This is a genomic window from Pararhizobium sp. DWP1-1-3, assembly GCF_049896125.1.
In the GTDB taxonomy this organism is placed as follows: domain Bacteria; phylum Pseudomonadota; class Alphaproteobacteria; order Rhizobiales; family Rhizobiaceae; genus Pararhizobium.
Genome location: NZ_JAFCTR010000014.1, coordinates 82,204 through 107,871 on the forward strand (window position 1 = coordinate 82,204; position 25,668 = coordinate 107,871).

Genomic DNA, 25,668 nt, shown 5'->3' on the forward strand with positions numbered 1-25,668 from the left:
CCGATTACCGCGACAAACGCGACATCAGCTGCGCCGTATAGTCCACCATCGGCACAATGCGCGAGTAATTCAGCCGCGTCGGACCGATGACCCCGACAGCGCCGACGATCTTGTCGTCACTGTCCCTGTAGGGCGCCACGATCAGCGACGAGCCGGACAGCGAAAACAGCTTGTTTTCCGACCCGATGAAGATCCGCACCCCCGGCCCGCTTTCGGCCAGATTGAGGATTTCGATCAGGCTGTCCTTCTTTTCCAGATCATCAAACAGCATACGCAGCCGGTCGACATCCTCGGCGCCAGCCAGCCCTTCCAGAAGATTGGCACGGCCACGCACGATCAGCTGCGTCGGCTTGTCATCGGCCTCGCTGCCAGACCAGATGGCAAGGCCGCGCTCGACCAGGTCCTGGCTCAGCGTATCGAGTTCGCGCCGGACGGTTTCCTTGACCTTCTCCAGCTGGCCGCGCACTTCTGGCAGCGTCTGTCCGGCGAGATGGGCATTCAGGAAATTGGCGGCTTCCGTCAGTTGCCAACTGGTGACGCCGGCCGGCAGCTCAATGATACGGTTTTCCACCTGGTCATGCTCGCCGACGAGCACCGCCAGCGCCTTGGTCGGCGTCAGCCGGACGAATTCGACATGCCGTAGCACCGGATCATTCTTGGCGGTGATGACCAAGCCTGCCCCGCGCGACATGCCCGACAGCATCTGGCTGGCATCGTTGAGCAGCGTTTCCACAGGCTGGTCGCGGTCGACGCGGCGCACATGCCGGTCAATCGAGGCGCGGTCCTCGGGCGACAGATCGCCCACCTGCATGAAGGCATCGACGAAAAACCGCAGACCATTCTGTGTCGGCAAACGCCCGGCGCTGATATGCGGGGAATAAATGAGGCCGAGGTCTTCGAGATCGCTCATGACGTTGCGGACGGAGGCCGGCGACAGCGACATCGGCAGGATGCGCGACAGGCTGCGCGAACCCAGCGGCTCACCGCTTTCCAGATAGCTTTCCACGATGCGACGGAAGATTTCGCCCGACCGCTCGTCGAGCGCCGAAAGCCTTTCCCGCATTGCAGATTTATCCAGGACCATTCGAACGCAAAAACCCATGTTGTTGAAGTCAATTGGAATATAGTGATCCCCGCCCGGATAGCAAAAGGGAAATTGGCTGGAAAACCCGCCGTACAACGCCTTTTGCCCCTCCTTCACTCTTTTAGAGCAAATGATTTCCCTTCCTCCCAAGTTAGGTTAGAAGGCTGACAAACATCACAGGAGTTCATGATGCGGCCTTCCGGCAGAAAAACCGACCAGATGCGCAAGGTTTCCTTCGAGCGCAATGTTTCCAAACATGCAGAAGGATCCTGCCTGGTGAAGTTCGGCGATACGCATGTGCTGGTCACGGCGAGCCTGGAAGAAAAGACGCCACCGTGGCTGCGCAACAGTGGCAAGGGCTGGGTTACCGCCGAATACGGCATGCTGCCGCGCGCCACCGGCGAGCGCATGAAGCGCGAGGCAGCCTCTGGCAAGCAGAGCGGCCGCACCCAGGAAATCCAACGGCTGATCGGCCGTTCGCTGCGCGCGGTGGTCGACTTGAAGGAGCTCGGCGAGCGCCAGATCTCGATCGACTGCGACGTCATCCAGGCCGATGGCGGCACCAGAACCGCCTCCATTACCGGCGCCTGGATTGCGCTGCGCGATTGCCTCGCCTGGATGGAAGCCCGCAACATGATCAAGGTGGAAAAGGTCCTGAAGGACCATATCGCCGCGATCTCCTGTGGTATCTTCGCCAATCAGCCGGTGATCGATCTCGATTATCTGGAAGACTCGGCCGCTGAAACCGATGCCAATTTCGTCATGACCGGCTCCGGCGGCATCGTCGAGATCCAGGGCACGGCCGAAGGCAAGCCTTTTTCCGAAGAGGAATTCGGCACGCTGCTCGGCCTCGCCAAGAACGGTATCGCCGAACTGGTGGGCATGCAGAAGCAGGCAATCGGGGGCTGAGCCATGGCCGCACCGTTCGAAGGCATTCTGGAGACGGCGCTCTATGTTGACGATCTCGATGCGGCGGAGGCGTTTTACGGCTCCGTTCTCGGCCTCGAGAAAATCAGCCGCGCCGGCAACCGGCATGTTTTCTTTCGCTGCGGTCCCGGTGTTCTGCTGATCTTCAATCCGGTGGAAACGCTGACACCGCCGCTGCCGCATGGCACGCAAGGTCCCGGGCATATGTGTTTTCGGGTAGCAGCCGGTGATCTCGATGCCTGGAAGAAGAAGCTGTCGGAAGCCGGGATTGCGATTGAATCCGAAGTGATTTGGCCATCGGGCGCCCGTTCCTTCTATTTCCGCGATCCGGCCGGAAACAGCCTGGAATGCGCCGAAGCCCGCCTTTGGAATATCGACTGACACGAATGGGCGGAATGCCCGCCGGATGAGAAAGACGTAGATGCGCAAGCTTGAAGACAAGACCCTGATCGTTGCCAGCCACAATGCCGGCAAGATCCGCGAAATCCGTGACCTGATCGGCCCGATGGGCTTTGAAGCCAAATCGGCGGCGGATCTCAATTTTGTCGAACCGGACGAGACCGGCACGACCTTCGAGGAAAACGCCACGATCAAGGCACTGGCCTCGGCGAAAGCCTCCGGCCTGCCTGCGCTTTCGGACGATTCCGGCCTTGTCGTCGATGCGCTGAACGGCGATCCGGGCGTCTACACCGCCAATTGGGCAGAGACCGCTGATGGCACGCGCGATTTCGCCCTGGCAATGCAAAAGGTCGAAACCGCCATCCAGGAAGCCGGCGCTACCGCCTTCGACCGGCGCACGGGCCGCTTCGTCTCGGTGCTGTGCCTCGCCTGGCCAGATGGCCATGTCGAGCTGTTTCGCGGCGAAGTGGAAGGCCACATCGTCTGGCCGCCGCGCGGGGACCAAGGATTTGGTTACGACCCGGTCTTTCAACCGCTCGGCTACGACACCACGTTCGGCGAAATGAGCGCTGCGGAAAAGCACGGCTGGAAACCGGGCGATGCCGAGGCGCTGTCGCATAGGGCGCGGGCGTTCAAGCTTTTTGCCGAGACATGCCTGAGTGCGTGAAGTGACGGCTCTTTGCCCGGTCTCCGGTGACCACCTCGATCTCCAAGGTGGTAATTGACGGATCAACCATCCTCCGTCATCCCTGTGCTTGTCACAGGGATCCAGCAGCGCCGCGTCTGCGGCGCAAAGGGCTCTTCCACGCGACAGACGTCGCGTGACTGGATTCCTGTGACGAGCACAGGAATGACGGTGTGGTGAATTTCCGCGCCAAGTAACAAGTATCGCCTAACCTAACGACATCGCGCCCGAGCGCCTGAAAGACCCAAACCAGAATGGCCACTTTTTCTTCCATCGGTGACAGCAAGGAGCCCGGATTCGGGGTCTATGTGCATTGGCCCTTCTGTGCTGCCAAATGTCCGTATTGCGATTTCAATAGCCATGTCCGGCATCAGCCGGTCGACCAGCCGCGTTTCGTCACCGCATTTCTCACCGAAATGGCGGCGATGCGGCATATGTCGGGTCCGCGCACCGTCACCAGCATCTTCATGGGCGGCGGCACGCCGTCGCTGATGAACCCTTCGACGGTCGAGGCCATTCTCGACGGCATCGCCAACCTCTGGCATGTGCCCGACGGCATCGAGATCACCATGGAGGCCAACCCTTCCAGCGTCGAGGCGACCCGTTTTCGCGGTTATCGTGCCGCCGGGGTCAACCGGGTTTCGCTTGGCGTGCAGGCGCTGAACGACCGGGACCTGAAGTTTCTCGGCCGGCTGCACAATGTCGAGGACGCCCTGAAGGCGATCGGCCTGGCGCGCGATATCTTTCCGCGCATGTCGTTCGACCTGATCTATGCGCGCCCGAACCAGACCGTCGAGGCCTGGGAACAGGAGCTGAAGCAGGCCGTCTCCTATGCCGTCGATCACCTGTCGCTCTACCAGCTGACGATCGAAGAAGGCACGCCGTTCTATGGACTGCACAAGGCGGGCAAGCTGATCGTGCCGGATGGCGAGCATTCCGCCGTGCTCTACGAGGCGACGCAGGAGATCACCGAAGGTTTCGGCATGCCGGCCTATGAGGTTTCCAACCATGCAGCACCCGGCGCCGAGAGCCGCCACAACCTGACCTACTGGCGCTATGGCGACTATGCCGGCATCGGCCCGGGCGCCCATGGCCGCCTGACGCGCGGCCGCAACAAGATCGCCACCGCGACGGAGCGCAAACCTGAAGACTGGCTGCAACTGGTCGAGGAGCACGGCCACGGCATGGTCGAGCAGGAAGTGCTTGGCTATGACGAACAGGCCGACGAGCTGTTGCTGATGGGCCTGCGGCTGAAGGAAGGCATCGACCTCGTGCGCTGGCAGGACCTGTCCGGCCGCGAGCCCGATCCCGACCGCGAACAGTTCCTGATCGAGCACGGCTTCATCGAGCGGCTGGGCAATTCCCGCCTGCGCTGCACGCCGGCCGGCATGCTGATCCTCGACGCCGTGGTTGCCGATCTCGCCTGCTAGAGCAATTCCAGTAAAAGTGCGTAGCGCGTCCGCAATTGCGCAAAGATAAAAAGCTGGAGCGTTTTCGCGCTTCGAAGAAGAGCGGACATGCTCCGAGTTATTCGAACGCTGCGAGATATTTTTTGGCGATCGCATCCAGCGCCGCCCGCTCGTCCGGCTCCAGCAGTGCCGTCAACCGGTGCTGGTTGGCGACATGGGCGGTCACAGTGCGTTCGACCAGATCAAGCCCTTCCGGCTTCAGCGCGATCAGCACGCTGCGGCGATCCTCCGGATTGGTCAGCCGCTCGACGAGACCGGCCTTTTCCAGCTGGTCGATCCGGTTGGTCATCGTGCCCGACGTGATCATCGTCGTTGCCAAGAGGTCGCCCGGCGACAGCCGGTAAGGCGGGCCGGAGCGGCGCAGGGCCGCCAGCACGTCAAAGCTCGCCGACGACAGTCCGAACTCCGAAAAGGTCTTCTCGACCTCGCGGCTGAGATAGGTCGATAGCCGCGCCAGCCGGCCGAGCAGCCCCATCGGCTCGACATCGAGATCCGGGCGCTCCTTGCGCCACTGAGCCAGAATTCTATCGACGTGATCTTCATCCATGGGTTTTCTGGTATGCAGAATTCATCTTGACGTCAAGATAATCGCGAGTATCCTGATTTTATCTTGAAATCGAGATACTTCAAATGAAGATAAAATCCGCATCCCTCACCGATATAGGCCTGACCGCCATCGCACCCGCCATCTGGGGCAGCACCTATCTGGTCACCACCGAATTCCTGCCGCATGGCTATCCCCTCACCGTCGCCATGCTGCGCGCTCTGCCCGCGGGTCTCATCCTGCTGTTGATCGTCCGGCAATTGCCGCAGGGCATCTGGTGGGCGCGCAGCTTCATTCTGGGTGCGCTCAATTTCTCGTTCTTCTGGGCGATGCTGTTCGTCTCGGCCTATCGCCTGCCCGGCGGTGTTGCTGCGACCGTCGGCGCCATCCAGCCGCTGATCGTCGTAACGCTGGCGCGGATGCTGATCGGCACGCCGGTCAAGACGATGGCGATCATTGCCGGTATTGTCGGCATGGCCGGCGTCGCCCTGCTGGTGCTGACGCCTGGAGCGGCGCTCGACCCGATCGGCATCATCGCCGGGCTGGCCGGCGCGGTCTCCATGGCGTTCGGCACGGTGCTGACACGCCACTGGGCGCCGCCTGTGTCGAGCCTGACCTTTACTGCTTGGCAACTCGCGGCGGGCGGCCTGCTGCTGTTGCCGGTGGCCATGTTGTTCGAACCGGCGCTACCAATGCCGACCACGACCAATGTGCTTGGTATGGCATGGCTGGGTCTGATCGGCGCCGCCTTCACCTATCTCTTGTGGTTTCGCGGCCTGTCCAAGCTGGAACCAGCAGCCGTCGCTCGCTCGGCTTTCTCAGCCCGCTGGTGGCCACACTGCTCGGCTGGGGCGTGCTGAACCAGAACCTGACGCCGCTGCAGATTATCGGCATGGCCGCCGTGCTGGTCAGCGTATGGCTCGGGCAACGGGCACAGATGGCGCCCCGTGCTGCAGTACCGGTCACGCCGAAAACCGTCAGCCCTTAGCGGCCTTGTCCCTTGCGGCCGCCAGCCCCTTGGAGATCGGCCCGGCGATATCGGCCGACAGCATCGCCGTCAGGCCGGCCGCAGTCGTCCCGCCGTACTCGGTAAAGACCCGAACAGTATCGGCCGTTGTTTCCGAAGCATCGGCCATCCACGCGCCGGAGCCGAGAAAGAGCTGACGGACGGCGGTATCGGCAACATCCGGAGCCACGCCATTTGCGATGGCATCACGGATCATCACATCGGCAAAGGCGGCAATGAATGCCGGGCCGGACCCTGTCAGGGCGGTGAAATAATCCAGCTCGCTTTCCGCGGACAGTTTTGTCGTCTTTCCGGAGCAGGCAAAGAAGCCGTCGGCAAAAGCAGCGTCCGCAGCAGTCACCCCCGGTGTCGAAAGCCAGGGGGTAAAAGAAAGCCCCTGCTCGGCGCAGGCATTCGGCATGGCGCGAATGACGCGTTCGCTTTTGAAGCGCGCAAGCAGCGCTTCTGCAGGCACGCGGGCCATGACCGAGATGACCAGCTTGCCGGACAGATCAAGCTCCAGCGTATCAATATCTTCCGGCCGCACCGACAGAATGACGATGTCGGATTGTGCCGCCAGTGCCTGGTTATCGGTGACAAACCGGATATCCGGCCAGCCCTCAAAACCTGCCGTCTTGCCGCTGCGCGACGACAGGATGAGATCGGCGGCAGCGACGAAACCCTTGGCGAGTGCTGGGCGAAGCAGAGCCCCACCGAGCCAGCCGGTTCCGCCGATGACGCCGAGCGTGGTCAAGCCCATTCGCCCTTGCGCATGACTGGAACCTTGGCGCCATCGGCGCGAACGCCGTCGATATCGACTTCCCCTGAACCGATCATCCAATCGATATGGATCAGGCTGGAATTGCCGCCCTGCGCCGCGATCTGTTCCTGGCTGAGCGAGGCGCCGTCAAGGAAGCATTTCGAATAGCACTGGCCGAGCGCGATGTGGCAGGAGGCGTTTTCATCAAACAGCGTGTTGTAGAACAGCACGCCGCTGGCCGAGATCGGCGAGGAATGCGGCACCAGCGCCACTTCGCCGAGGCGCCGCGCGCCTTCGTCGGTATCCAGCACCTTGTTCAGCACCTCTTCGCCCTTCGACGCCTTGGCCTCGACGATGCGGCCACCTTCGAAACGAACCTGGATATTGTCGATCAGCGTGCCCTGATGCGACAGCGGCTTGGTGCTCGACACATGGCCTTCGACGCGCAGCGCATGCGGCGTGGTGAAGACCTCTTCCGTCGGAATGTTGGGATTGCAGGTGATGCCGTTCTTCGCGGTCGAGGCGCCGCCATGCCATTCATGACCGTCGGCGAGCCCGACCGTCAGATCGGTGCCGGGGCCGGTGAAATGCAGCGCGGAAAAACGCTCGCCGTTCAGCCATGCGGAGCGCTTGGCGAGGTTGGCATTGTGCTGACCCCAAGCCGCGATCGGATCGGCGACATCGACGCGCGAGGCGGCAAAGATCGCATTGGCGAGTTTTTCGACGGCAACAGCTTCGGCATCGTCCGGGAACATCTGCCTCGCCCAGGCGGGGTTGGGATAGGAGACGACGTTCCAGTTGATGTCGAAATTGGAGATTTTCTCCAGCGCCGGCTTGTAGGCCATCGACATCGCCTTGTTGGCGCGCGCCACTTTGGCAGGGTCCTGGGCGGCCAGCATCATCGGGTTATCGCCGGATATGGCAAGACGGGCGGTGTTGCCGGCAAAGGCTTTGGCCATGCCGTCGTAAAGCCAGCCACTGGCCTTGTCGAAGCTCTCGTCGGGGGCATGGGCATAGCGGGCGAGCGTCGTTTCCTCGTCGGAATAAAACGTCGTCACCAGCCCGGCGCCGGCGATATAGGCATGCTTGGTGATCAGCCGCACCAGCGGTAGCGCGGCGATCGGCGCCGTGATCAGGAGATCCTGGCCACGCTCAAGCCTCAGCCCCACCTTGATGGCGACTTCGGCGAGCTTGTCCAGTTTGACGGGATCGACGGCTTGGTGAACGGGAGAGGTCATGGGAGTACCTGTCTGCTGAATTGGCGTCACACGAAAGACTTAGTGTGCTTTGTGGCTAAATTGAAGGCGCATTTGCGCAACTGAGCCCATCATTGCATGGCAGCGGTCATGGCCGCGATATTGCTTTGGTGGACCGCTTCATAGGGCGGAAAATAAAGGATGGCACCCGACGCGATATCGGCGGCGGCGAAGTCCTTCAGTAGCGGGATCACGGTTTCGCCTTGCGCAATCGCGGCCGCCAGGCGCTCGAGATAGCTTCGATTCGCATCGATCAGTGCCGGTGCATATCCGCCTTCGGTGATGCGGACCCTGTCACCGTGGCTCGGCAGGATCTTGTCGATCGGCCATTCCCGCAGACGCCGCAGTTCGCCGATATGCGTAGCAATCCGCTTGGGTTCGGCAATGTAGGTGACGGTATCCTCCAGGGTATCGCCGGCCAGCAGCAGCTTTTCGTCCGGAAGCCAGATGACATTGCCGTCCGCACTGTGAATCGCGAAATGATGCAGTTCGACACGGCGCTGGCCGACCGTGAGCTCCAGTTTTTCATCAAACAGCCGTGTCGGCATGATCAGCGGCGCAATCGGTGGGTTGGCCACTTCGATCCGGTCGCGGTTCTCCTCTAGCTTCTGCGCCGTCAACGTGAGGGCGATGATCTCGCAACCGGCAAACACGGCGGTACCAGCAATATGATCCTTGTGCCAGTGGCTGAGCACGACGCGGATCGTGCGGACGCCGCGGCTTTCGAGATGTGCCCGGATTGCTCTCGCGTGTGCCAGCGAGATATGGGTGTCATAGACCAGCGCTTCGTCACCATCGACGATGGCATAGGAGGCAACGCCCAGGGAATAGGCGCCATCGTCCAGCCAGTTCGGGCCTTCGGCATGCAACCGCTTGCCGGCAATCCGCCCGTCATAATAGGCGAAGATGCCGGGATAGGGTTCAAGGATCGAAAGCGTCTCGGTCATCTCGGACATAGTGTTTCTCTCAGGCAATCAGCGGGGCGGCAACCGCGTTCAGGGCCTTGCGGGCATCATCGGGTTTAAGCCGTACCTGCAGGCCGCGCTGGCCGCCATTGATATAGACCAGCGGCTCGGTAAGGGCTGCCTCCTCGATCGCCGTCGGCACCTGTTTCTTCTGCCCGAACGGGCTGATGCCGCCGACATGATAGCCGGTCAGCCGCTCGGCCTCGGCCGGTTTCATCATATTGGCCGATTTGCCCTGAAACGCCGCCGCCAGCTTCTTCATGCTGACTTCCCGATCGGATGGCACGACCACGCAGACCGGTTTGCCATCGACCTCGGCCATCAGCGTCTTCAACACGCGGTGCGGCGCCTCGCCCAACGCCTCGGCCGCCGCCATGCCGATCCGGTCGGCCGACGGGTCGTAGTCATAGGTGTGGACGGTGAAGGGGGCTGCGGCCTTTGTCAGCGCAAGCGTCGCGCGGGTGCTCTTCGACATGGTCTATCCCTGGAAAAGGCCGCCATAGATTTCCGGCTTGAAGCCGGCAGTCAGCGTGCCGTCATGGTCGAGCACCGGGCGTTTGATCATCGACGGCTGGGCGAGCATCAGGGCGATCGCCTTGTCTTCGGTGAGCTCCTGCTTGTCGGCATCCGGCAACGCGCGAAATGTGGTTCCGGCGCGGTTCAATACCGTTTCCCAGCCAAGCGCCGCCGTCCAGCGCTGCAGCGTCTCGCGCGACACGCCGGAGGCCTTGTAGTCGTGGAAATCATAGGCGATCCCCTGGCCTTCCAGCCAGGTCCGCGCCTTCTTCATCGTGTCGCAATTCTTGATGCCGTAAATGGTCACGCTCATGCTCAATCCCTTTTTACCGGTATGCGGGATAGCATGAAGATATCCGGCTGAGAATGCCGGACGGCGTCTATCAGCGCTCCAGCATGTCGATCAGCTGCGGCAGGCCGGCGACGGTTTCGATGACGTGATCGGCACCGGCGGCCTTGAGCTTGGCACCGATCTTTTCATGAAGGGCAGCGCGTTCGTTCGGCGAAAGAGCGGCAAGCTCCGGCAGTGTCAGGCCTGCCTCGTTGCCCGAGAGCGTCAGTCCGACCGTGACGCAGCCGGCGGCCACGCCCTCAGCAATCCCAGGCTCGGTATCGTCGACCTTGATCACCGCGCCGGCCGGATAGACCATCAGGTCGAGGAAGCACTTGTACATGCCGATCGGCGTCGGGCGGCCAAGCGGCAGGTCATCGGCGCAGATCAGGTTTTCGGGCGCAAAGCCCTGTTCGGCCGCAAGCGGCAGCACCTGCTCCATGATCGAGCGCGTATAGCCGGTAGTCGATCCGATCTTCATGCCCTTGGCGCGCAGGTAGGCAACCGTTTCGAGCGTGCCTGGAACAAGCGTGCAATAGTCGCCGACCACCTCTTCGTTCAACGGCACGAACAGGTCATAGACCCTGTCGATGGCGCTTTCATCGGGTGCTGCCCCTTGCGCGGATGTCCAGCCCGCCGCGATATGCGGCTCGGACAGCATGGCGCTGATATGGGCGCGCTTCGGCAGCCCCATCGGTTTGCGGGCATCGGCGATGGTCACATGGACGCCGAATTTGGCAAAGGTTTCGACAAAGGCGCCCATCGGTGCGAAGGACCCGAAATCGATGACGGTGCCGGCCCAATCGAATATAACGGCCTTGAACTTGCTCATGCGGCACTCCCATAGAGTTCATTGATGGTTTCCTCGCCGATGCCGAACGCCGTCGAGGCACCGCATCCGGCGGTGACGACGACAATGCGGGTGCTATCGGAAGGCTTGTCGGTAAAACGCCAGCGGTCCGGCGCCGAGGCATAGGTTCCGATCCAGCGCTCGGAAATCACGCGTCCCGGCAGATCGAGCACCCGGTCGAATTCGCCAAGGATCATGGCATCAACGGCGTCGGAGGCATAGGGATCGGGCGTCGCGGCGTAATGGTGACTGTCGCCGACGACCAGCGAGCCATCGGCCGACTGGGTGACGATCAGGTGGATGCCGTTGTCGCGCTCCGCCCTCAGGTCGGCATCGAGGCGCTTCTTCAGCAGCTCGGCCTCGGGCAGGTCGGCATAGCCGAGATAGCGGCCAAGTCCGAGATCGGACATCACGGCCGTCTTGAAACGGACCGGCTGGCGCGGCCGCACGCGCAGCATCTGCAGCTTGCAGCGGGTGACATTGTAGGCAGCAATGCGCTCGGCAAAAAGGCCGGTGAAATCGTCGCCTGGGCAGATGACCACCGTTTCGGCCTCGATCACGCCATCCGCCGTTTCCACGCGCGGCGGTTCGACCGCAGTAACGGTGGTGCTGCGCAGGAAGATGATGCCAAGCTGCTCTTCGAGAAACCGCGCTAGCAGCGGGATCGCCGTGCGGGATTCGACGCGGATTTCGTGTGGGCTGTAGAGCGAGACGCGAGCAGCGTCGGTGCGCAGGCAGGCAATATGCTCCTGCGCCCGGCGCGCCGTCAGCCTTGCGCAGCCCTCTGCCATGTCTGTGCGCAGGAAAGCATCGATCACCGCTTCGGATTCATCGAACCGGGAGGCCAGCACCATGCCGCGCTGAACGACGGCGATGCCGGCCTTGTCGACGGTCTCTGCCCAGATATCCCGCGCCCGCCGCGCCATGGTCCAGCAATCGCCGGCCCCTTGGCCTGTGACGGTGATGAAACCGAAGTTGCGCACCGAAGCGCCATTGGCCTGCGCATCGCGGTCGATGACGATAACCCTCTTGCCGCGTTTCGCCGCCGCATAGGCATGGGCGAGGCCGACGATACCGGCACCGACAACGGCGAGATCATAGATGGGCATGCGTTCTCTCCTGCGTGCCCGCAACGGGTCAGGTCGGGTTGGCTCGCGGCTAAAGAACGCAATTCCATAAAAGGATTATGACAACCGCCGGCAGGGCGGCGATTATCCACTTCATTCACGCCTCAAACGCTCAGGATTTTCCGAAGCGCGGCCCGAGGACAAAGACGGTGGCTCAGGCTTCCAACGCACCGGGCTTGCGCACCGCCTGGGTGGGCTCGTCGCAGGCGATCTTCATCAGGTTGTCGCGGCGACGGGCGAAACGCTGCGAGGTGCGGGTCGCGATCAGGCCGGCCTGGGGGGCGTGGATATCGATCGTACCGCCTTCCATGCCCGGTACGGTAATGATCGTCGCCAGAAGATCGCCGGCAGCGACGGTGTCGCCGATGGTGCGATGGAACAGCACGGTACCGGCCTGCGGCGCACGGATCATCTCGATATTGTCGAGCGGCGTGACCTTGCCCTTGTAAGGCTGAAGGACGGCGACGGTGCCGCGGACAGCACCGCGGGCGGCAAGGAAGCGCCAGAGCCCTTCGGCATCCTTGCGGGCCATGTCCGGATAGACGTCGCGCGTGCCGCGAAGCTCGACCGTCACGGCGAGGCGGCCGGGTAGCCGCTTTGCCTTTTCGGCGGTTTCATGCTTCCAGGCATAGCCGACAGCTTCCTCGAAGGCGCTGCTTTCGCCGTCAGCCAGAAACACGGCCTCCATATCGAGCGCCGATGCCAGATCGGCGGCCTCCGGCCAGAAGGCTTCGTCGACATAGGTATATTGTACCGATTCGTCGTCGCAATGCAGATCGAGCATCAGATCGGCCCCCAGCGCCATATGCAGCAGCTGCCGCTTCAGCTGTTCGACCACCGGATAGTGCTCCAGATCCTCGACCAGCGTCTGGCGTTCGGAAAGCGGGATCAGCGGGAACTCGCGGTTGAAATTGGTGCGCGAGCCGAGGTCGAAACGGCCCTGCAGATCGCCGAAATGCGATTGCGCCGTGCCGATCGGATTGGCCTGCGGAACGATGGTGATATCGCTGAGGATCGTACCGTCGGCATCGGCCTGACGCAGCTTTTCGCACAGGAAATGCAGCAGCGCCGTGCCCGGAAGTTCATTGGCATGCAATGCCGCCTGGATATAGATTTTCGGCGCCTTGGCGTCGCTGCCGTTGAACCGGATGATCGGAAGCCGCCATTCGACACCCGGTGTGTCTCCCTTGATGACGATTTCAGAAATTTCCATGACCATCTTCCCTTTTGCAATTTCAGGGGCTTATGCGGGTTCCGACCGATGGGCGCAAGATGCCAAAACTTGCAGCTTGCTCAGGATCGCGCATTGCCGAGACAGCGATGGTAGGCGTCAATCGGCGCGTGGATGACCACGCGCCGATTGACTTCAAGAAGGTTCGCGGTGACAGAAAATCACTTCTTGTCGAGGAAGGACCGGATTGCAGCAACCGTCGCCTCCGGTTGTTCTTCCATCAGCCAGTGACCGGATGCCGGGATCACCACTCCGGTGACATTGTCGGCCGCAGCACTGGCAACCACAGCCATGGTCTGCCCGAAAGACTTTTCGCCGCCGATCGCAAGGACCGGCATCGTCAGCTTGCCCTTGGCGAGAAATGCCTTGTTGTCGATCGCATCCTGATCGAAGGCCGCGAATTGCGCAAAACCGGCGTGCATCGCACCGGGCTGGGCGTAGAGAGCGGCGTAATGCTGCCGTGAAGCCTCATCCCATTTCTTCGGATCGGCGGAAAACTCATTCCAGAAGCGATCGAGATAGATGCGCTCACGGCCAGCCACCAAGCGTTCCATATCTGGCCCGCCGAAGCGGAAATGCCAGAGCAGCGGATGCTTGAGGATTTCCTCCCATGGCCCGACGCCTGGGATCGGCGCGTCCAAAAGCACGAATTTGCTGACGTCCTGCGGATATTGAGCAACGAAGGCGTATCCCACCATATTGCCGATATCGTGGGCGACCACATCGGTCCTTTCCACATTCAGCACCTTCAGAACACCGGCGATATCCTGACCTTGCGTCTTCTTGTCGTAACCTTCAGCTGGTTTGGCCGAAAGACCCATGCCGCGCAGATCGGGCACGATGACCGTGTGATCCCGGGCGAGATCGACAGCCAGCGGCACCCACATGTCGCCGGTTTCGCCATAGCCATGCAACAGGACCACAGCCGGCCCCTTGCCGCCCACCCGGACATGCAGCACCGTGCCGTTGGTGGTGATTTCCTGCGTGGTGAACTCTGCAGGATAGTGCGGAACGCCCTCGGCAAAAGCGGGAGCGGAAAAAGCGATGACGGCAGATGCGATCAGAGAGCGGAACATGACGATCTTCCAGTTTTGCGACAGCCGAAATGGCCGTCTGATGGCGGCAAGATCGCATTCGTTTCCGGTTCGCACTAGACACCCAATTCCGGAACTCACGTTCGGAAATGGCGAACAATCTGCCCGGGCCTTGTGCCTGCCACTGCAAGCTCAAGGCCCGATACAGGTCAATCCACCAAAGGCCAGCGATCGAGATATTCGTATTCGCTCTTGCCAATGAGACTGCGGATCAGCACGAATTCGCGCGCAATCCAGCGGACGGGTTCGGCCAGCATATGTTCCGGCACCGGCGTCTCATCGTAGAACACCGTCATATGCGGCATGAAGCGCGGATTGTAGGTAAAGTTCAGACCCACCGCCCACATTTCCTTGGCGAGTTGGACGTGCAGGTCCATCATCTCCTCGCTGCGGATCGCATTGGCCAGAACGACAGCCTTGGCGCCGGCGAAGGACATGGCACGATCGAAGTTCACCTCGAACGGTGCCGCCTTGACGGTCGCCATCGCCGCCGATATGGCGAAGACGATATCGTCCGGGAAATCCTGATATTTGCCGATGCCATTGAGCGAGACATGCATCAGCTCATGCGGCCGCGGACTTTTCGACAGCCCATAGCGCCGCGCGATGTCCCTTCCCGTCTCGACGGCCTGCAACGCCACCTCCCGCTTCGGCACGAGGGCAAGGAACAGATTGCTCTTTCCATGATCATCGGCATATTTCTGGTGGGACCGGAGCGGCACGGCTGCGCCGGCCTGACCGAGTGAAAATGACTTCTGTTCAATGCGCACGACCCCGGCTTTTCCAAGCATGGCAGACCTCATCTCTTTTTGGATGTCGCCACTATAGCCGAGTCGAGCTTGAGATCAAGAACAAAACAAGAACAATATGAATTTATTCCCACGCCGACGTGACGTACTGCGGCGCGCCCTTGCACCAATTTGACCCTCCTTGGAACGGAGCGAAATCACCTTGGACCCGTCATCCCAGTGCAAGAAACGGGTGGCGGGATGCGAAAAACTGAGCGAAACTGTGCCTATGACCTACATTCACAAAATCATCCCCTCGCCCGTCGGCAGACTTGAGCTTGTTGCCCGGGGCGACGGTTTGGCTGCCATTCTCTGGGAGAAGGATGACCCGAAGCGTGTCAGGCTCGGGGAACGGATAGAGGGACCAAATCACCCTGTTCTGCTTGAAACAGAACGGCAACTGGAAGAGTATTTCGCTGGCGTCAGGACGAACTTTACCGTTCCGCTTGATCTGGCCGGCACCGCGTTCCAGAAAGCGGTCTGGCAGGCGCTGTTGACAATCCCCTACGGCCAAACCCGAACCTATGCGGGCCTTGCCCGGCAGATCGGCCACCCCACGGCATACCGTGCGATGGGAGCCGCCATGGCAGAAACCCGGTGTCGATCATCGTGCCCTGCCACCGCGCCATCGGATCGGACGGCCAGTTGCATGGATTTGCCGGAGGGCTGGAGGGCTGGAGGGCTGGAGGCCAAGCGATATCTGCTGGCACTGGAAAGCAACCGGCTGAAGGCGGCGGCCTGACGGACGCCAGAGTATTTGACCCGCTGCCTTGCGCGGGGAACGGAAGGAATGGAGCGATGGCAGAGAAAGCACAGACCTATCACGTTTTCGAAACGGCCGGCGGCTATTGCGGCATTGTCTGGAACGATATCGGCATCACCCGCTTCCAGTTGCCAACGAAAAGCGTAGAAGCCACCAAACGCAACGTGCTGCGCCGCGTGCCAGGCGCCGAACCCGGTGCGCCGACGCCCGCTATCAGCGACGTCATCACTGCCATCCGGCGGTATTTTGATGGCGAGACCATGGATTTCTCAGGTGTAGCCCTCGATCTCGACGGCCAGGACGAATTTTTCCGGCAGATCTACCAGGCTCTTCGCCGCGTCGGCTGGGGCCATACGACCACCTATGGCAGCCTCGCCAAGGAACTCGGCGCCGGACCACAGGCCGCCCGCGATGTCGGTCAGGCCATGGCCAGGAACCCCGTGCCCTTGATCATTCCGTGCCACCGCGTGCTTGCCGCCGGCGGCAAGGTCGGCGGCTTTTCCGCACCCGGCGGCGCGACCTCCAAGGTCCGCATGCTGGAACTCGAAGGCGTGCATGTCGGCGCGCCGGAAGCAGCGCAGCAGTCGCTACTGCTGTGACCGATCCGTTGACGGATGGACTGACCTCGTCCTCAACCGTGCCGGGTCACAGCGCATCCGCCTGAGCGCTGCGGCGGCTGGGCCTTATTCAGAAAAGACCGCGTCGGCCAAAATCATTCCCACTCCATTATTTCCTAGCATCATAAGATACTGTTTTAAAACACGAAAATATTTTCCGCGAAATGCTATACCGTCCGATACACCGTCGAAAATACCGGCTACTGAAAACATTGGCTTTTTCGGCTGCTTTCGCAAAACGACCTTCCGCCATCTATCGCCACGCACGGTCGATTGACGATCATGTCAATCCCACCGCGTGTCGTATTGGTAGGCGGTTTCATAGCCGGACGCGGTGTAACCGAAAGAGCTTTTCGAAGAAATCGGTGATCCTCTGTTCAGCGCTATCGCCGACTAACTCGTTCGCGCCAAACCGGTAGACTTCATATCCGGCAAGGCGCAATTCCCGGTCAGCTGAGACCATGTCTGCATAGACCTTCAAGGACGGATGGTCATTTTCCGAGAAGTGGTGCTTCCCATCTACTTCCAGCACAATGCGCTGCCGCCCCGGAAGCAGCAGCAGAAAATCCATACGTTGACGCGGAAGAGGTAGGCGATGGCGTAGGCTTTTCACGATGGCAGGATCATAGTGAAGATAGACCTGCGGAAGGAGCGCGGGCAGCACCTCACCGAGGACGGATTGATAGGCCTTGAAGTAAGTGGCGAAGAGCTTTCGCTCGGCGTCTGAGGCTAGGGATTCTTGGAGACGCGCTCCGAGATTTGCCGCATCGGCACCCGGTGTGACATCGCTCCACCAAGACACGAGCTGGGACCAGAGAAGACCATCTGAGCCGATCGACCGGTCGAAGATCAGGCAGCTTTCTTCGCCGGATAGATGACGATGTCGTTGTTGATGGCGTCGGCAAAACCGATCTCCGGCTTCCGCCCCCGCGAGGCGAAGATCAAGTTCTTGGGTCGACCGCCCACCCCACGCACGAGCGGGCGGAAGCTGAAGATCGGGTGGCCGGAGAGTTCGCTTTCGTGCGCTAGCTCGTATCCATCGCGCGCAAGAATTTTGTTGAGGGCGGCGACCGTCCGCAACTGCTCCTCTCCCGACCGACTGAGGGGATGAACAGCCTCCTCAAGCAACGCGCCGAACCTGGCTCTGGAGCAGTCAAATGCGCCGATTTCACCGAACAGATATTCCACCGACCAATCGCCGGGATATTGATCCATGTGCCGAGTGATTTGGTCGCGCAGGCTCCGACCGCTGCTCCCGAGGAAGTCCTCTATGGGCGTAGAAAGAGGGAAATAGCGTCCAACCATCTCCATCGTGCTACGCTCGCCGGCGAGATCATCTCCGAAGACCCGCGCGAGGTCTCGTCGTGTGATGTGGCTCAGAGGCGGGTCGTCGCCTTCAAGCACCTTGCGGGCCGCTTCATCGAGCGCGATGTCACCACGAGAGCCGGCGAACTTAAGCGCCAAGTTTTGCCAGCGCCAGCTCGATACGCTGCCGCTTCGAGAAGCCATCCGCGGTAGGTACGACCAGTCCTGTGATCCGCTGCGGCGCCTCGCTCAATTCGGCATGGGTCATCGCCTGTAAAACAGCTGCGATAAGCCCATAAAGATCACCAGCCACGACCTATTCCCTTCTTACGCGTCGGCTGTCGGCCAGCGCAGTTTTCCGCGACCGACGCGCAAGGCTTCCACAAGCCTGGTGTTACCCGGCAATCGACCCGAGAAGAGGCTGGGCTTGGGATCGACCGCCGACTTCTTGAACGCGGCGACTCTTCGGTAGTCGGGCGTCGTCAGCCAGGTGCGCCCATCGCCCTCGTCGGTGACAACCCGATAAAGGCCGGCAGGCGGTGCGGTGGCGATGTCGAGCAGACGTTTGTAGTGTTCGACCGACCACTTCTGGATGCCGCCGCTGAGGGCCTCGGTACGGAAGCGTGCCCATAGCGCAGCGGTGTCGGGCGTCGGCCAATCGCCGGCGTCTGTATAGGCCGTGATCTCGTCGGATTCGAGCCAGGCCCGCATCTCGGCGGGCGTGACGAAGATCGGTTTGGCATCTTCGATCGCGGCCATAGCCGCACGCCGTGAGGGAAGGCCAGCGCGGATCAGCATCGCCATCATGAACTGCGGAACGCCAGTTTCGACCGATCCTGCCGCACCGCCCGCCACAGTGTCCGGCGACCAGCCGAGCGACATTCGGCGAGTGCGGACGGCTTCCAGAGCCCAGACCAGGCGATAAGTGAAGGCCTCCTCGACCGCGCGCATGTTCTGCGGCCCAATCTTGGCGACATCCTCGCCAGAAACCCAACTTCGCAGGATGACTTTCCAGTTCGCCGGCAGCGCGTTCGCCTTATCGGGGATGAACGGCCGCATGAACAGCAGGCGCTCCCCGAGGCCACCGAGCGCATCGACAAGCTCATCGATGTCACCGCTCAGCGATGCCGCGTCAGCACGGTCAAGCAGTGCAGCCAACTCGTCGGCCATTGCGTCGATCGAGAGGCCTGCCTCAAGTCCGACGCCCATGGCAAAATGCCCGCGCCGCGCCGGCGCAGTGGTGGTTTTCCAAATAAGATCGGCACGCGCTTCAAACACCTTCTTGTGCAGTGGGGCGACGTCCTCGTCTTCGCGGGCGATCTGACGTGCCCAAAGCGATCCTTTAAGCGCCTCGTCCAAGAGCTTCGGCAGGTCAGCGCGATCGGCATCCAGCGCTTCAATCAAGCCGAACACGGTCGCGTCGAGGCGCTCGACGATTTGCGAAAGCGGCTCCTCATCGACGCTTTCTTCCTCGTCACCGCCACCGCCCTCATCCTCATCGCCGCCATCGACATCGGCATCGTATTCCGCGCCTGCGGCGAGGCGCTCGGCGACCGCGGCTTCTTCCTCGGGCGATGTCCATGCTTCACGGGCATTGGCGAGGTATTCCCAAGCATCGTCGCGATCCAGGACGCCTTCGCGTGACAAGCGATCAAGGATCTCGGCGACGATCTGGATAAGGCCGCTTTTCAGCGTGCGGGCCTTGGCGGAGGCGACCAGCTTTCGCCACTCCTTCTTTCGCCAATCGATCTTGTCAAACATGACGTGCACAATGAGGCCTTCGACGTCCACGAAGGCGCGCCCGGCGCGGCCAGCGACGTTCGCGAACTCCTCGCCTTTGATCTTCTCGGACGCCCGATACAACGCTGGCACCAACAAGACGGCGGCGTTGAGGTTCAGGCCTTGCGACAAGGTCGGCGACGCGACGATGACTTTCAGGACCCCCTCGGACAGGAGGGCTTCCAACTCACGCAGGAACGGGCTCGGCAGCCGGCCATGGTGGATGGCTACGCCTGCTTTCAAGCAGGCGACGGCGGGATGGTCCTCGCCCAACCATTCCTTGCCCACCTCCAATGCACGCGCGATCGACGCTTCGTCTTCCAGCAGCGAATCCGGATAGCCACGCTTGCAAAGGTCCACGACTTGTTTGCCGTAGCTCTCGACCCAATTGGCCTGGGTAGAGAAGATCAGGGTCCGCTTGCCCTGACTTGCGAACTCCCACGCCGCGAACAAGGCGAGGTGCGAGTTCTTGCGCGGATAGGGCTTCTTCTCTTTCCCGAGCGCCGCTTTCTCGACAACGAACTTGTCGAGAAAGGGACCATCGTCGTCGAGGTCGAGCCGGAGCAGCCCGTCTTTACCCCGCCAGGTGAGTGCGCCGAACCGCTGTCGCGTGGGGCGCCAGTCGGACCGCACCGGCTCGCCCGGTTCGTCCGAGCGAATCCATGCGGTGAGATCGTCCAACTCGTCGCCGCTGGGCAGGATTGCGGAGAGACAGACAATCCTGCGTTCGTCCGCATCCGCGCGCCGAAGCAGACGTTGCACCAACGTCTCGTAGCGAATTTCGCGTTCGCTCGGGCCGATCATGTGGCCTTCGTCGAGGACGATCAGGCCGACATCATCAATCACCGACGAGTCGCTTCTCAACGCGAAGTCGAGCTTCTCGGGCGTCGCGATGATGATCTCGCGGGTGCGCAAAGCGTCTTCATCGCCAGCCGAAAGGCCGCTGGCGCCATAAAGAGAGGAGACGCTGAAACCGAGCGGCGCGAAGGTCTTTCTGAAAGATCGCTCGGTCTGGGCGGACAAGGCGCGCAATGGCGTAACGATCAACACCCGGCGCGCCGATGACAGGGTCATCAATGCGGCGATCTCAGCCACCCGCGTCTTACCGGCGCTGGTAGGCAATGCAACGACCAGATCGTCGGTGACATCGGTTGAACGCCGGGCCGCTTCGCGTTGCGATGGCCATAGCTCCACCTCGGACGTCTTGCGGGCAAAAAGCGACGCGATGAACAGGCGCCGCAGATCGGGGTATTTCTCTTCTGTCCCCTCAGGCGGCTCGGTCGGCAGGGTCTGATGCAGCGAATGCTGCCAGAGGTCGTCGATCAGGTGGCGGCAGAGGTTCGAAATCCACCACAGCGGCACATTCTCCGCGTTGTCCGCCAGTCTGACCGCAGTGGCGAGCAATGCCCGTGCGGTCTCGATCGGCTCGGGCTCGCCGGTCTCGAGAGCGAAGTCAAAATGCGCCAAAGCTCGGCAGATCGTTGTGTTGAGGATGGTCGCCAGCACTTCGTCGACGTCTGGTTCTTCCCCTCGTAGCGCCTCGGCGATCTGCTCATCGCCATTAACGTCGTCGTCCAGCCATTCGCGAACGAAGCCACGCAGTTGCCCGAGATCGCGCAGGATGAGGTGTCGGATCGCTGTTTCACCCGGCGAGGCGTTGAGATCGTCTGCCGTCTCGTTGAAGAGCGAATAGGCAACCGCCGAAAAGCCGGCCAGATGATAGGCGGCAGCGGCAATCATGCGACGGAAGCCGCGGTCGGCTGCCTCCGGGTCGCCGTTGCGCACCAAGGCTTCGAACGCATTGGCCGCGCGCTCGAACGCCTTGCTGGTCAGCTCCGAAGCGCCAGCCTGGGCACGCAGGGCCATCGCGCCCCGAAGCAGGGCAAAGCCGTGTTCGGCAAGATCGGTTTCGATTGTCGCACCGAGGGGCGGCGCATTCGGCGGCAGCACGCCCTCCTCGCGCATCAGCGACCAGGCCGCACCGCGATAGAGGAGGCGCCCAAGGATACCGTCGGCGGTAGCGGTCGCCAAGAATACCGTCAGTTCGTCAATCGTCTCCAAGGTCTTCCGCCTCTTGATACACGGCCGCGATGAAGTCCTGGTGATCTTCGACGTGGATGTTCACGACGTAGTGGTCCCGGTTGGTCCCCGTGCCGTCGAGATCACCCTTCAGCGAGGCGTGGGGGCCGTTGCCCGACACCGTGAAGAGCATGTGGTCGATGCGATCGGCGCGAAGGGACTTCAGGCCCACCTCGTCACGGAGGCTGCGGCCCAGCGCGTTGTCGTCCGTGTCGTTGCTCTCCAGCAGGCGGTTGGCGACAAACAACAGGGAATCTGGCGTGCAGCGACCGTTGTCGCGGTTGAGCACCTTACGCGCGCTCGTCACCGTGGCCTTGCCGAGCACCTTATTGCTTTTAGCTTCGCCTTTCAGGAGCCAGAGTTTCTCGCCAGCCCCATCGTATCCGGCGCCGATGAAGTCGTCGCCACGCATGGCCATGTTGCGACCGTCCTTGTGGCGGAGGCGGCGTACCGGGACGCGCAAGCCGATCTCTTCTTCGACCAGCTCGGTCGCGAGAATTTCGCCGAGATCGCCGGAGCGGCCTTTCGGAGTTTGGGGCATCGCCTCGCTGAGGATACTGGCGGCGACTTTGTATCCGAGCCGCTCGACGTCTTCGGCGATGCGTTCAAGTCGATCGTAGTGCGAGCGGACGGTCTCGGCGAGGTCATCGCGGATCTCATCTCGGCCCGCGTCCTTCTCGACATAGGTCCAGTAATGCCTCCGCTTGTCCTTTTCTTTGGTGGCATCGCACCACCTCTCGTACAGTCCCACGCAATCCCCCTTGCCATCGCGCTGCGCAGTTTGACCCCTCGGTGATCTCTGCGCCTTCGCTCAATTCCAAAAACACGACCCCTAAGTCATTTCTTATGCAGATGCGTTGTTCGCACGCGTGCTGATGTCCGCGCACCGCGCCATCAGCGTGTCGAAAGGCTCGGCGTCTTCCAGGAGAAGCCCATCGTCGACCATTCGGGCGTAGTCCTCTTCCAGCGCTTTCAGACCATCGCCAGCGGGCACGAGCCGTAGAGCGCCGTTGACAGCCGCCGCGTAATCGATGGGCGTGCGATCGGATGCTTTCTCGGCGAAGAGCATCGCCTTGTGGCGCGCTACTGCGTTCGCCAGCTCCCGATCGGCGAAGGCGGACGCCGCGAAACCGGCTTCGTCCAATCGCGCAACATCATGCCAGCGACGAGCAAAGCGATCCCCGCGCAGCCGCTCCTGTAAGCAGAAAACATGGATAGCGGTCGCCTTCTCCCAAAGGGTTCGCTCCGCGTGCATGACGCGGGGGCGCGCAGTGGGAAAGGTAACGCCCTCGATCAGGCCAGACGCATCGCAGTCAATATCGCGCAGGCTTGCGGGCTCGCCCGTCGATCGTGCGCCGAATTCGAGCATCACGCTCGGCGCCACATAGCCCGAGCCGGCCGCGGCGGCCTCATAGTCAATGAACAGCTTCTCTTCTTCGACGCGGATCGTGGCTGTCAAAGCTTCGGCCGTGAGCGCCGCCGCTACGATTGGCAATCCGTGCAGGGGACCGTCGTTCCGTGGGTGGTGCAGGTCGACAATCTCGGCCAGGCGCAAACCCTCGCTCCGGCCGTTGCCGACTATCGCCCGACTGATCCGCAGATCGCATGGCATCTTGGCCGTTTCATCGAACAGGTCCGTTCGATTCCGGCCGATCCGATCATCGTCCGGCAGAACTGGCTTCGCGCCTATGATTGGACCACCGATCGCGGCGCGGGCGCGCTCAACGACTATGCGCGCACAAATGATCCCTTCACCAAGGTCGGCAAGCAGCAAATCGCCGTGGACGTTTCCAGCGTCATACGCGCGTCACCCGACAGTTTCCGCGTCGCCTGGACGGAGCGGCATTTCGAGAACGGCTCGCTCGCCTCGACCCAGCGCTGGACCGCGATCCTGACCGTTGTCCTCCAGCCGCCGCGCGACGCCGAACGGCTCAAAGTCAATCCGCTCGGCATCTACGTCAACGCTGTCAACTGGTCGCGGGAGATGAGCCAATGAACCCGGCTTTGCGAAAATCCACAATTCCGGCCTTGCTGCTGTCTGCGTCCATGCTTGCCGGCTGCGCCTCCACCAAGCCACCGCAGATCAGCTACAACGCCAGCGTGCCGCCGCTCCCGGCTATTCCCGTGAGCCTGACGGACGATCGTCTGAAACCACTCCATATCCCGCCAGCCTGGACCGTTGCTCGCGGAGGCACAGTGGCTGGCACGCCTGCTGGCCGCGTCGACAACGCCAACGCGGCGGCCCGGGTGCAGCCACGCCGTGAAGGCTACTTCAACGCCATTCAGGTCTATCCTTGGTCAGAAGGCGCGCTCTATCAGGTCTATGCCGCGCCCGGCCAGATCACCAGCATCGCACTCGAGCCCGGCGAGACCCTGACCGGCGCCGGGCCGATCGCGGCGGGCGACACCGCCCGGTGGATCATCGGTGACACCGAATCTGGTTCCGGCGTCACCCGCCGCGTGCATATCCTGGTGAAACCGTCGCGCGTCAATATCACCACCAATCTCGTCATCACGACCGACCGCCGTACCTATATGATCGAGCTGCGCTCTGGCGAGAAGCCCTATATGCCCGCTGTCGCCTGGGCCTATCCGCAACCGGCAGGCGGCGGACAGCAGGCAGTGCCGGCGACGCCGATCATCCCGGCGGTCGCGGCGCGCAACTATCGCTATGGCCTCACGGGCGGCAATCCGCCGTGTAAGCCAGTCGCCGTCTATGACGACGGCCGCCGCGTCTATGTCGAATTCCCGCGCGGCATCGTGCAGGGCGAAATGCCGCCGATCTTCGTCATCGGCCCCGAGGGCGAAGCGCAGATCGCCAACAGCCGCATCTATCAACACATCCTGATCGTCGATCGCCTGTTCGGCGCGGCCGAACTGCGCCTCGGCGCCGGCGACCGCCAGCAGACCGTCAGGATCGTCCGCACCGACGGGAGGCCGCAATCATGACCGAAGCCGAAACCAATGCCGCCCCCATGCGCCTGCGCGCGGAAACGCCCCGCGTCACCCGCTTGTCGCGCAAGATGCTCGCCAGCGTCGCCGCAGTCGCCCTGGTCGGGATCGGCGGGGCGCTGATCTACTTACTTCAGACCCGCGGCCCCGGCGATGCCGGCGAAGAACTTTACTCGACCGCCAACCGGCAGACCGCCGATGGTCTCGCCGGCCTGCCGCGCGACTATACCGGCCCAGTCCTTGGCCCGGCGCTGCCCGGCGATCTCGGCGGACCGATCCTGTCCGCGCAGAATGCTGGCCAACCTGTCGTGCCGCCCGTAGTGCCGACGCCCGGCGTCGACGAAGCCTAACAGCGCCGTCGCGCCGAGGAAGAAGCCGCGCGTCTCAGCACCGTGTTCTTCCAGTCACGGCAGGGATCGACGGCAAGCGCGACGCCCGGTGCGATGCCGGGCCTTGCCGGGTTCGATGCCAGCGGCGCGACCGGACAGCCTTCAACCGCGCAAGACCGGCAGCTTGCTTTCCTCAATGCGGCGGCCGACCGGCGTACCATCACGCCTGATCGCGTGACGCCGCCGGCGTCGCCGTTCGTGCTTCAGGCCGGAGCGGTCATCTCAGCCGCGCTCATCACCGGCATCCGCTCCGATCTTCCGGGCCAGATCACCGCACAGGTCACGGAAAACATCTATGACAGCCCCACGGGGCGCGTCCTGCTCGTGCCGCAGGGAACGCGGCTCATCGGCCAGTATGACAACAGCGTCCAGTTCGGGCAGCGCCGTGTGTTGCTCGTCTGGAACCGCCTCATCATGCCGAATGGCCGCTCCATCGTGTTGGAGCGTCAGCCCGGCGCGGACACGCAGGGCTATGCCGGACTGGAAGACGGCGTCGATTATCACTGGTGGGATCTCGCCAAGGCCGCCGCGCTCTCGACCTTGCTCGGCGTCGGCACGGAACTCGCCACCGACGACAACGATCGCCCGATCGCTGCTATTCGCGGCGGCGCGCAGGACACCGTCAATCAGGCCGGCCAGCAGATCATCCAGCGCCAGTTGCAGGTCGCGCCGACCCTGACGATCCGGCCTGGCTTCCCGGTCCGCGTCATCGTCACCAAGGATTTGGTGCTCGAACCCTACAGGAGCTGACC

At 62.2% G+C, this 25,668-nt stretch carries 23 protein-coding genes and 5 pseudogenes; 10 read left to right on the forward strand and 18 right to left on the reverse strand.

Features of this window, described 5'->3' with window-relative positions:
• Nucleotides 1-4 precede the first annotated feature (4 nt).
• Nucleotides 5-1,063 (reverse strand): heat-inducible transcriptional repressor HrcA, encoded by a 1,059-nt coding sequence (gene hrcA / locus ACP7BS_RS23435; RefSeq protein ID WP_426240013.1) that lies wholly within the window; start codon nucleotides 1,061-1,063, stop codon nucleotides 5-7.
• A 210-nt stretch (nucleotides 1,064-1,273) separates the two neighbouring features.
• Here hrcA and rph point away from each other — a divergent pair, with 210 nt between their 5' ends.
• The 4 genes from rph (at nucleotide 1,274) to hemW (ending at nucleotide 4,525) form a co-directional block, all read left to right on the forward strand.
• Nucleotides 1,274-1,993, forward strand: a complete 720-nt coding sequence (rph, locus tag ACP7BS_RS23440) for a ribonuclease PH (protein WP_426124937.1) — start codon at nucleotides 1,274-1,276, stop codon at nucleotides 1,991-1,993.
• A gap of 3 nt (nucleotides 1,994-1,996) precedes the next feature.
• Nucleotides 1,997-2,392 (forward strand): VOC family protein, encoded by a 396-nt coding sequence (locus tag ACP7BS_RS23445; protein WP_426240014.1) that lies wholly within the window; start codon nucleotides 1,997-1,999, stop codon nucleotides 2,390-2,392.
• 40 nt (nucleotides 2,393-2,432) lie between these two features.
• Nucleotides 2,433-3,077: an RdgB/HAM1 family non-canonical purine NTP pyrophosphatase gene (gene rdgB / locus ACP7BS_RS23450; RefSeq protein WP_426240015.1), complete on the forward strand. Its 645-nt coding sequence runs from the start codon at nucleotides 2,433-2,435 to the stop codon at nucleotides 3,075-3,077.
• Nucleotides 3,078-3,349: 272 nt separating this feature from the next.
• Nucleotides 3,350-4,525, forward strand: coding sequence for a radical SAM family heme chaperone HemW (hemW, locus tag ACP7BS_RS23455; RefSeq protein ID WP_426240016.1), 1,176 nt, complete (start codon nucleotides 3,350-3,352; stop codon nucleotides 4,523-4,525).
• A 97-nt stretch (nucleotides 4,526-4,622) separates the two neighbouring features.
• Here hemW and ACP7BS_RS23460 read toward each other — a convergent pair whose 3' ends face one another.
• The gene (locus ACP7BS_RS23460) at nucleotides 4,623-5,111 is read right to left on the reverse strand and encodes a MarR family winged helix-turn-helix transcriptional regulator (RefSeq protein WP_426240017.1); all 489 of its coding nucleotides are present in this window, start codon (nucleotides 5,109-5,111) and stop codon (nucleotides 4,623-4,625) included.
• An 83-nt stretch (nucleotides 5,112-5,194) separates the two neighbouring features.
• Here ACP7BS_RS23460 and ACP7BS_RS23465 point away from each other — a divergent pair.
• Nucleotides 5,195-6,096: pseudogene (locus tag ACP7BS_RS23465) on the forward strand (EamA family transporter).
• Here the strand turns inward: ACP7BS_RS23465 and ACP7BS_RS23470 are convergent.
• From ACP7BS_RS23470 to ACP7BS_RS23515, 10 genes are all read right to left on the reverse strand, one after another.
• Nucleotides 6,086-6,868 carry a pyrroline-5-carboxylate reductase family protein gene (locus ACP7BS_RS23470; RefSeq protein ID WP_426240018.1) on the reverse strand — a complete coding sequence of 261 codons (783 nt, stop codon included), beginning with the start codon at nucleotides 6,866-6,868 and terminating at the stop codon, nucleotides 6,086-6,088. The pseudogene ACP7BS_RS23465 and the gene ACP7BS_RS23470 sit on opposite strands and share 11 nt — an antisense overlap.
• Nucleotides 6,865-8,112, reverse strand: a complete 1,248-nt coding sequence (locus ACP7BS_RS23475; protein ID WP_426240019.1) for an aminopeptidase — start codon at nucleotides 8,110-8,112, stop codon at nucleotides 6,865-6,867. The genes ACP7BS_RS23470 and ACP7BS_RS23475 overlap by 4 nt, the downstream gene beginning before the upstream one ends.
• Before the next feature lie 89 nt (nucleotides 8,113-8,201).
• Nucleotides 8,202-9,086: an MBL fold metallo-hydrolase gene (locus ACP7BS_RS23480; RefSeq protein WP_426240020.1), complete on the reverse strand. Its 885-nt coding sequence runs from the start codon at nucleotides 9,084-9,086 to the stop codon at nucleotides 8,202-8,204.
• A 10-nt stretch (nucleotides 9,087-9,096) separates the two neighbouring features.
• Nucleotides 9,097-9,570: a Cys-tRNA(Pro) deacylase gene (gene ybaK / locus ACP7BS_RS23485; RefSeq protein ID WP_426240021.1), complete on the reverse strand. Its 474-nt coding sequence runs from the start codon at nucleotides 9,568-9,570 to the stop codon at nucleotides 9,097-9,099.
• A 3-nt stretch (nucleotides 9,571-9,573) separates the two neighbouring features.
• The gene (locus ACP7BS_RS23490) at nucleotides 9,574-9,924 is read right to left on the reverse strand and encodes an ArsC family reductase (protein ID WP_426240022.1); all 351 of its coding nucleotides are present in this window, start codon (nucleotides 9,922-9,924) and stop codon (nucleotides 9,574-9,576) included.
• Between the two features lie 70 nt (nucleotides 9,925-9,994).
• Nucleotides 9,995-10,774: a phosphonoacetaldehyde hydrolase gene (phnX, locus tag ACP7BS_RS23495; protein ID WP_426240023.1), complete on the reverse strand. Its 780-nt coding sequence runs from the start codon at nucleotides 10,772-10,774 to the stop codon at nucleotides 9,995-9,997.
• Nucleotides 10,771-11,901: a TIGR03364 family FAD-dependent oxidoreductase gene (locus ACP7BS_RS23500; protein ID WP_426240024.1), complete on the reverse strand. Its 1,131-nt coding sequence runs from the start codon at nucleotides 11,899-11,901 to the stop codon at nucleotides 10,771-10,773. The genes phnX and ACP7BS_RS23500 overlap by 4 nt, the downstream gene beginning before the upstream one ends.
• A 172-nt stretch (nucleotides 11,902-12,073) precedes the next feature.
• On the reverse strand, nucleotides 12,074-13,132 hold the full coding sequence (locus ACP7BS_RS23505) for a M14 family zinc carboxypeptidase (protein WP_426240025.1): 1,059 nt from the start codon (nucleotides 13,130-13,132) through the stop codon (nucleotides 12,074-12,076).
• Between the two features lie 179 nt (nucleotides 13,133-13,311).
• Nucleotides 13,312-14,226, reverse strand: a complete 915-nt coding sequence (locus ACP7BS_RS23510) for an alpha/beta fold hydrolase (protein ID WP_426240026.1) — start codon at nucleotides 14,224-14,226, stop codon at nucleotides 13,312-13,314.
• A 167-nt stretch (nucleotides 14,227-14,393) separates the two neighbouring features.
• On the reverse strand, nucleotides 14,394-15,035 hold the full coding sequence (locus ACP7BS_RS23515) for a 2'-5' RNA ligase family protein (protein WP_426240027.1): 642 nt from the start codon (nucleotides 15,033-15,035) through the stop codon (nucleotides 14,394-14,396).
• 226 nt (nucleotides 15,036-15,261) lie between these two features.
• On the opposite strand from ACP7BS_RS23515, the pseudogene ACP7BS_RS23520 reads away from it, so the two are divergent.
• Nucleotides 15,262-15,690 (forward strand): annotated as a pseudogene (locus ACP7BS_RS23520) (methylated-DNA--[protein]-cysteine S-methyltransferase); the annotation flags it as partial.
• Nucleotides 15,642-16,394 carry a methylated-DNA--[protein]-cysteine S-methyltransferase gene (locus ACP7BS_RS23525; RefSeq protein ID WP_426240072.1) on the forward strand — a complete coding sequence of 251 codons (753 nt, stop codon included), beginning with the start codon at nucleotides 15,642-15,644 and terminating at the stop codon, nucleotides 16,392-16,394. The pseudogene ACP7BS_RS23520 and the gene ACP7BS_RS23525, both read left to right, overlap by 49 nt.
• 337 nt (nucleotides 16,395-16,731) lie before the next feature.
• Here ACP7BS_RS23525 and ACP7BS_RS23530 read toward each other — a convergent pair whose 3' ends face one another.
• From ACP7BS_RS23530 to ACP7BS_RS23555, 6 genes and pseudogenes are all read right to left on the reverse strand, one after another.
• Entirely contained in the window at nucleotides 16,732-17,214 is a 483-nt protein-coding gene (locus tag ACP7BS_RS23530) for a hypothetical protein (RefSeq protein ID WP_426240028.1), read from the reverse strand.
• Between the two features lie 47 nt (nucleotides 17,215-17,261).
• A complete protein-coding gene (locus ACP7BS_RS23535) occupies nucleotides 17,262-17,876 on the reverse strand; it encodes a hypothetical protein (RefSeq protein ID WP_426240029.1) in 615 nt (204 codons plus the stop codon).
• Nucleotides 17,866-18,030, reverse strand: coding sequence for a hypothetical protein (locus tag ACP7BS_RS23540; RefSeq protein ID WP_426240030.1), 165 nt, complete (start codon nucleotides 18,028-18,030; stop codon nucleotides 17,866-17,868). The genes ACP7BS_RS23535 and ACP7BS_RS23540 overlap by 11 nt, the downstream gene beginning before the upstream one ends.
• A gap of 14 nt (nucleotides 18,031-18,044) precedes the next feature.
• Complete coding sequence (locus tag ACP7BS_RS23545; RefSeq protein WP_426240031.1) at nucleotides 18,045-21,557, reverse strand: DEAD/DEAH box helicase; 3,513 nt, start codon at nucleotides 21,555-21,557, stop codon at nucleotides 18,045-18,047.
• On the reverse strand, nucleotides 21,544-22,326 hold the full coding sequence (locus tag ACP7BS_RS23550) for a HamA C-terminal domain-containing protein (protein WP_426240032.1): 783 nt from the start codon (nucleotides 22,324-22,326) through the stop codon (nucleotides 21,544-21,546). The genes ACP7BS_RS23545 and ACP7BS_RS23550 overlap by 14 nt, the downstream gene beginning before the upstream one ends.
• 93 nt (nucleotides 22,327-22,419) lie before the next feature.
• Nucleotides 22,420-23,067, reverse strand: a pseudogene (locus tag ACP7BS_RS23555) (nucleotidyl transferase AbiEii/AbiGii toxin family protein); the annotation flags it as partial.
• Between ACP7BS_RS23555 and trbF the strand changes: the two are divergent.
• The 3 genes and pseudogenes from trbF to ACP7BS_RS23570 form a co-directional block, all read left to right on the forward strand.
• Nucleotides 23,065-23,571: pseudogene (gene trbF / locus ACP7BS_RS23560) on the forward strand (conjugal transfer protein TrbF); the annotation flags it as partial. The pseudogenes ACP7BS_RS23555 and trbF sit on opposite strands and share 3 nt — an antisense overlap.
• Nucleotides 23,568-24,524 (forward strand): P-type conjugative transfer protein TrbG, encoded by a 957-nt coding sequence (trbG, locus tag ACP7BS_RS23565; RefSeq protein WP_426240034.1) that lies wholly within the window; start codon nucleotides 23,568-23,570, stop codon nucleotides 24,522-24,524. The pseudogene trbF and the gene trbG, both read left to right, overlap by 4 nt.
• Nucleotides 24,521-25,666: pseudogene (locus ACP7BS_RS23570) on the forward strand (TrbI/VirB10 family protein). Before trbG ends, ACP7BS_RS23570 begins: the two are co-directional and overlap by 4 nt.
• Nucleotides 25,667-25,668: the final 2 nt, after the last annotated feature.

Coding starts and splice junctions, on each gene's coding strand:
- ACP7BS_RS23460 (WP_426240017.1), bottom strand. CDS start 5,111: ATGGATGAAGATCACGTCGATAGAATTCTGGCTCAGTGGCGCAAGGAG.
- ybaK (WP_426240021.1), bottom strand. CDS start 9,570: ATGTCGAAGAGCACCCGCGCGACGCTTGCGCTGACAAAGGCCGCAGCC.
- ACP7BS_RS23480 (WP_426240020.1), bottom strand. CDS start 9,086: ATGTCCGAGATGACCGAGACGCTTTCGATCCTTGAACCCTATCCCGGC.
- ACP7BS_RS23515 (WP_426240027.1), bottom strand. CDS start 15,035: ATGCTTGGAAAAGCCGGGGTCGTGCGCATTGAACAGAAGTCATTTTCA.
- ACP7BS_RS23475 (WP_426240019.1), bottom strand. CDS start 8,112: ATGACCTCTCCCGTTCACCAAGCCGTCGATCCCGTCAAACTGGACAAG.
- ACP7BS_RS23445 (WP_426240014.1), top strand. CDS start 1,997: ATGGCCGCACCGTTCGAAGGCATTCTGGAGACGGCGCTCTATGTTGAC.
- ACP7BS_RS23490 (WP_426240022.1), bottom strand. CDS start 9,924: ATGAGCGTGACCATTTACGGCATCAAGAATTGCGACACGATGAAGAAG.
- rdgB (WP_426240015.1), top strand. CDS start 2,433: ATGCGCAAGCTTGAAGACAAGACCCTGATCGTTGCCAGCCACAATGCC.
- hrcA (WP_426240013.1), bottom strand. CDS start 1,063: ATGCGGGAAAGGCTTTCGGCGCTCGACGAGCGGTCGGGCGAAATCTTC.
- rph (WP_426124937.1), top strand. CDS start 1,274: ATGCGGCCTTCCGGCAGAAAAACCGACCAGATGCGCAAGGTTTCCTTC.
- trbG (WP_426240034.1), top strand. CDS start 23,568: ATGAACCCGGCTTTGCGAAAATCCACAATTCCGGCCTTGCTGCTGTCT.
- ACP7BS_RS23510 (WP_426240026.1), bottom strand. CDS start 14,226: ATGTTCCGCTCTCTGATCGCATCTGCCGTCATCGCTTTTTCCGCTCCC.
- hemW (WP_426240016.1), top strand. CDS start 3,350: ATGGCCACTTTTTCTTCCATCGGTGACAGCAAGGAGCCCGGATTCGGG.
- ACP7BS_RS23505 (WP_426240025.1), bottom strand. CDS start 13,132: ATGGAAATTTCTGAAATCGTCATCAAGGGAGACACACCGGGTGTCGAA.
- ACP7BS_RS23500 (WP_426240024.1), bottom strand. CDS start 11,901: ATGCCCATCTATGATCTCGCCGTTGTCGGTGCCGGTATCGTCGGCCTC.
- phnX (WP_426240023.1), bottom strand. CDS start 10,774: ATGAGCAAGTTCAAGGCCGTTATATTCGATTGGGCCGGCACCGTCATC.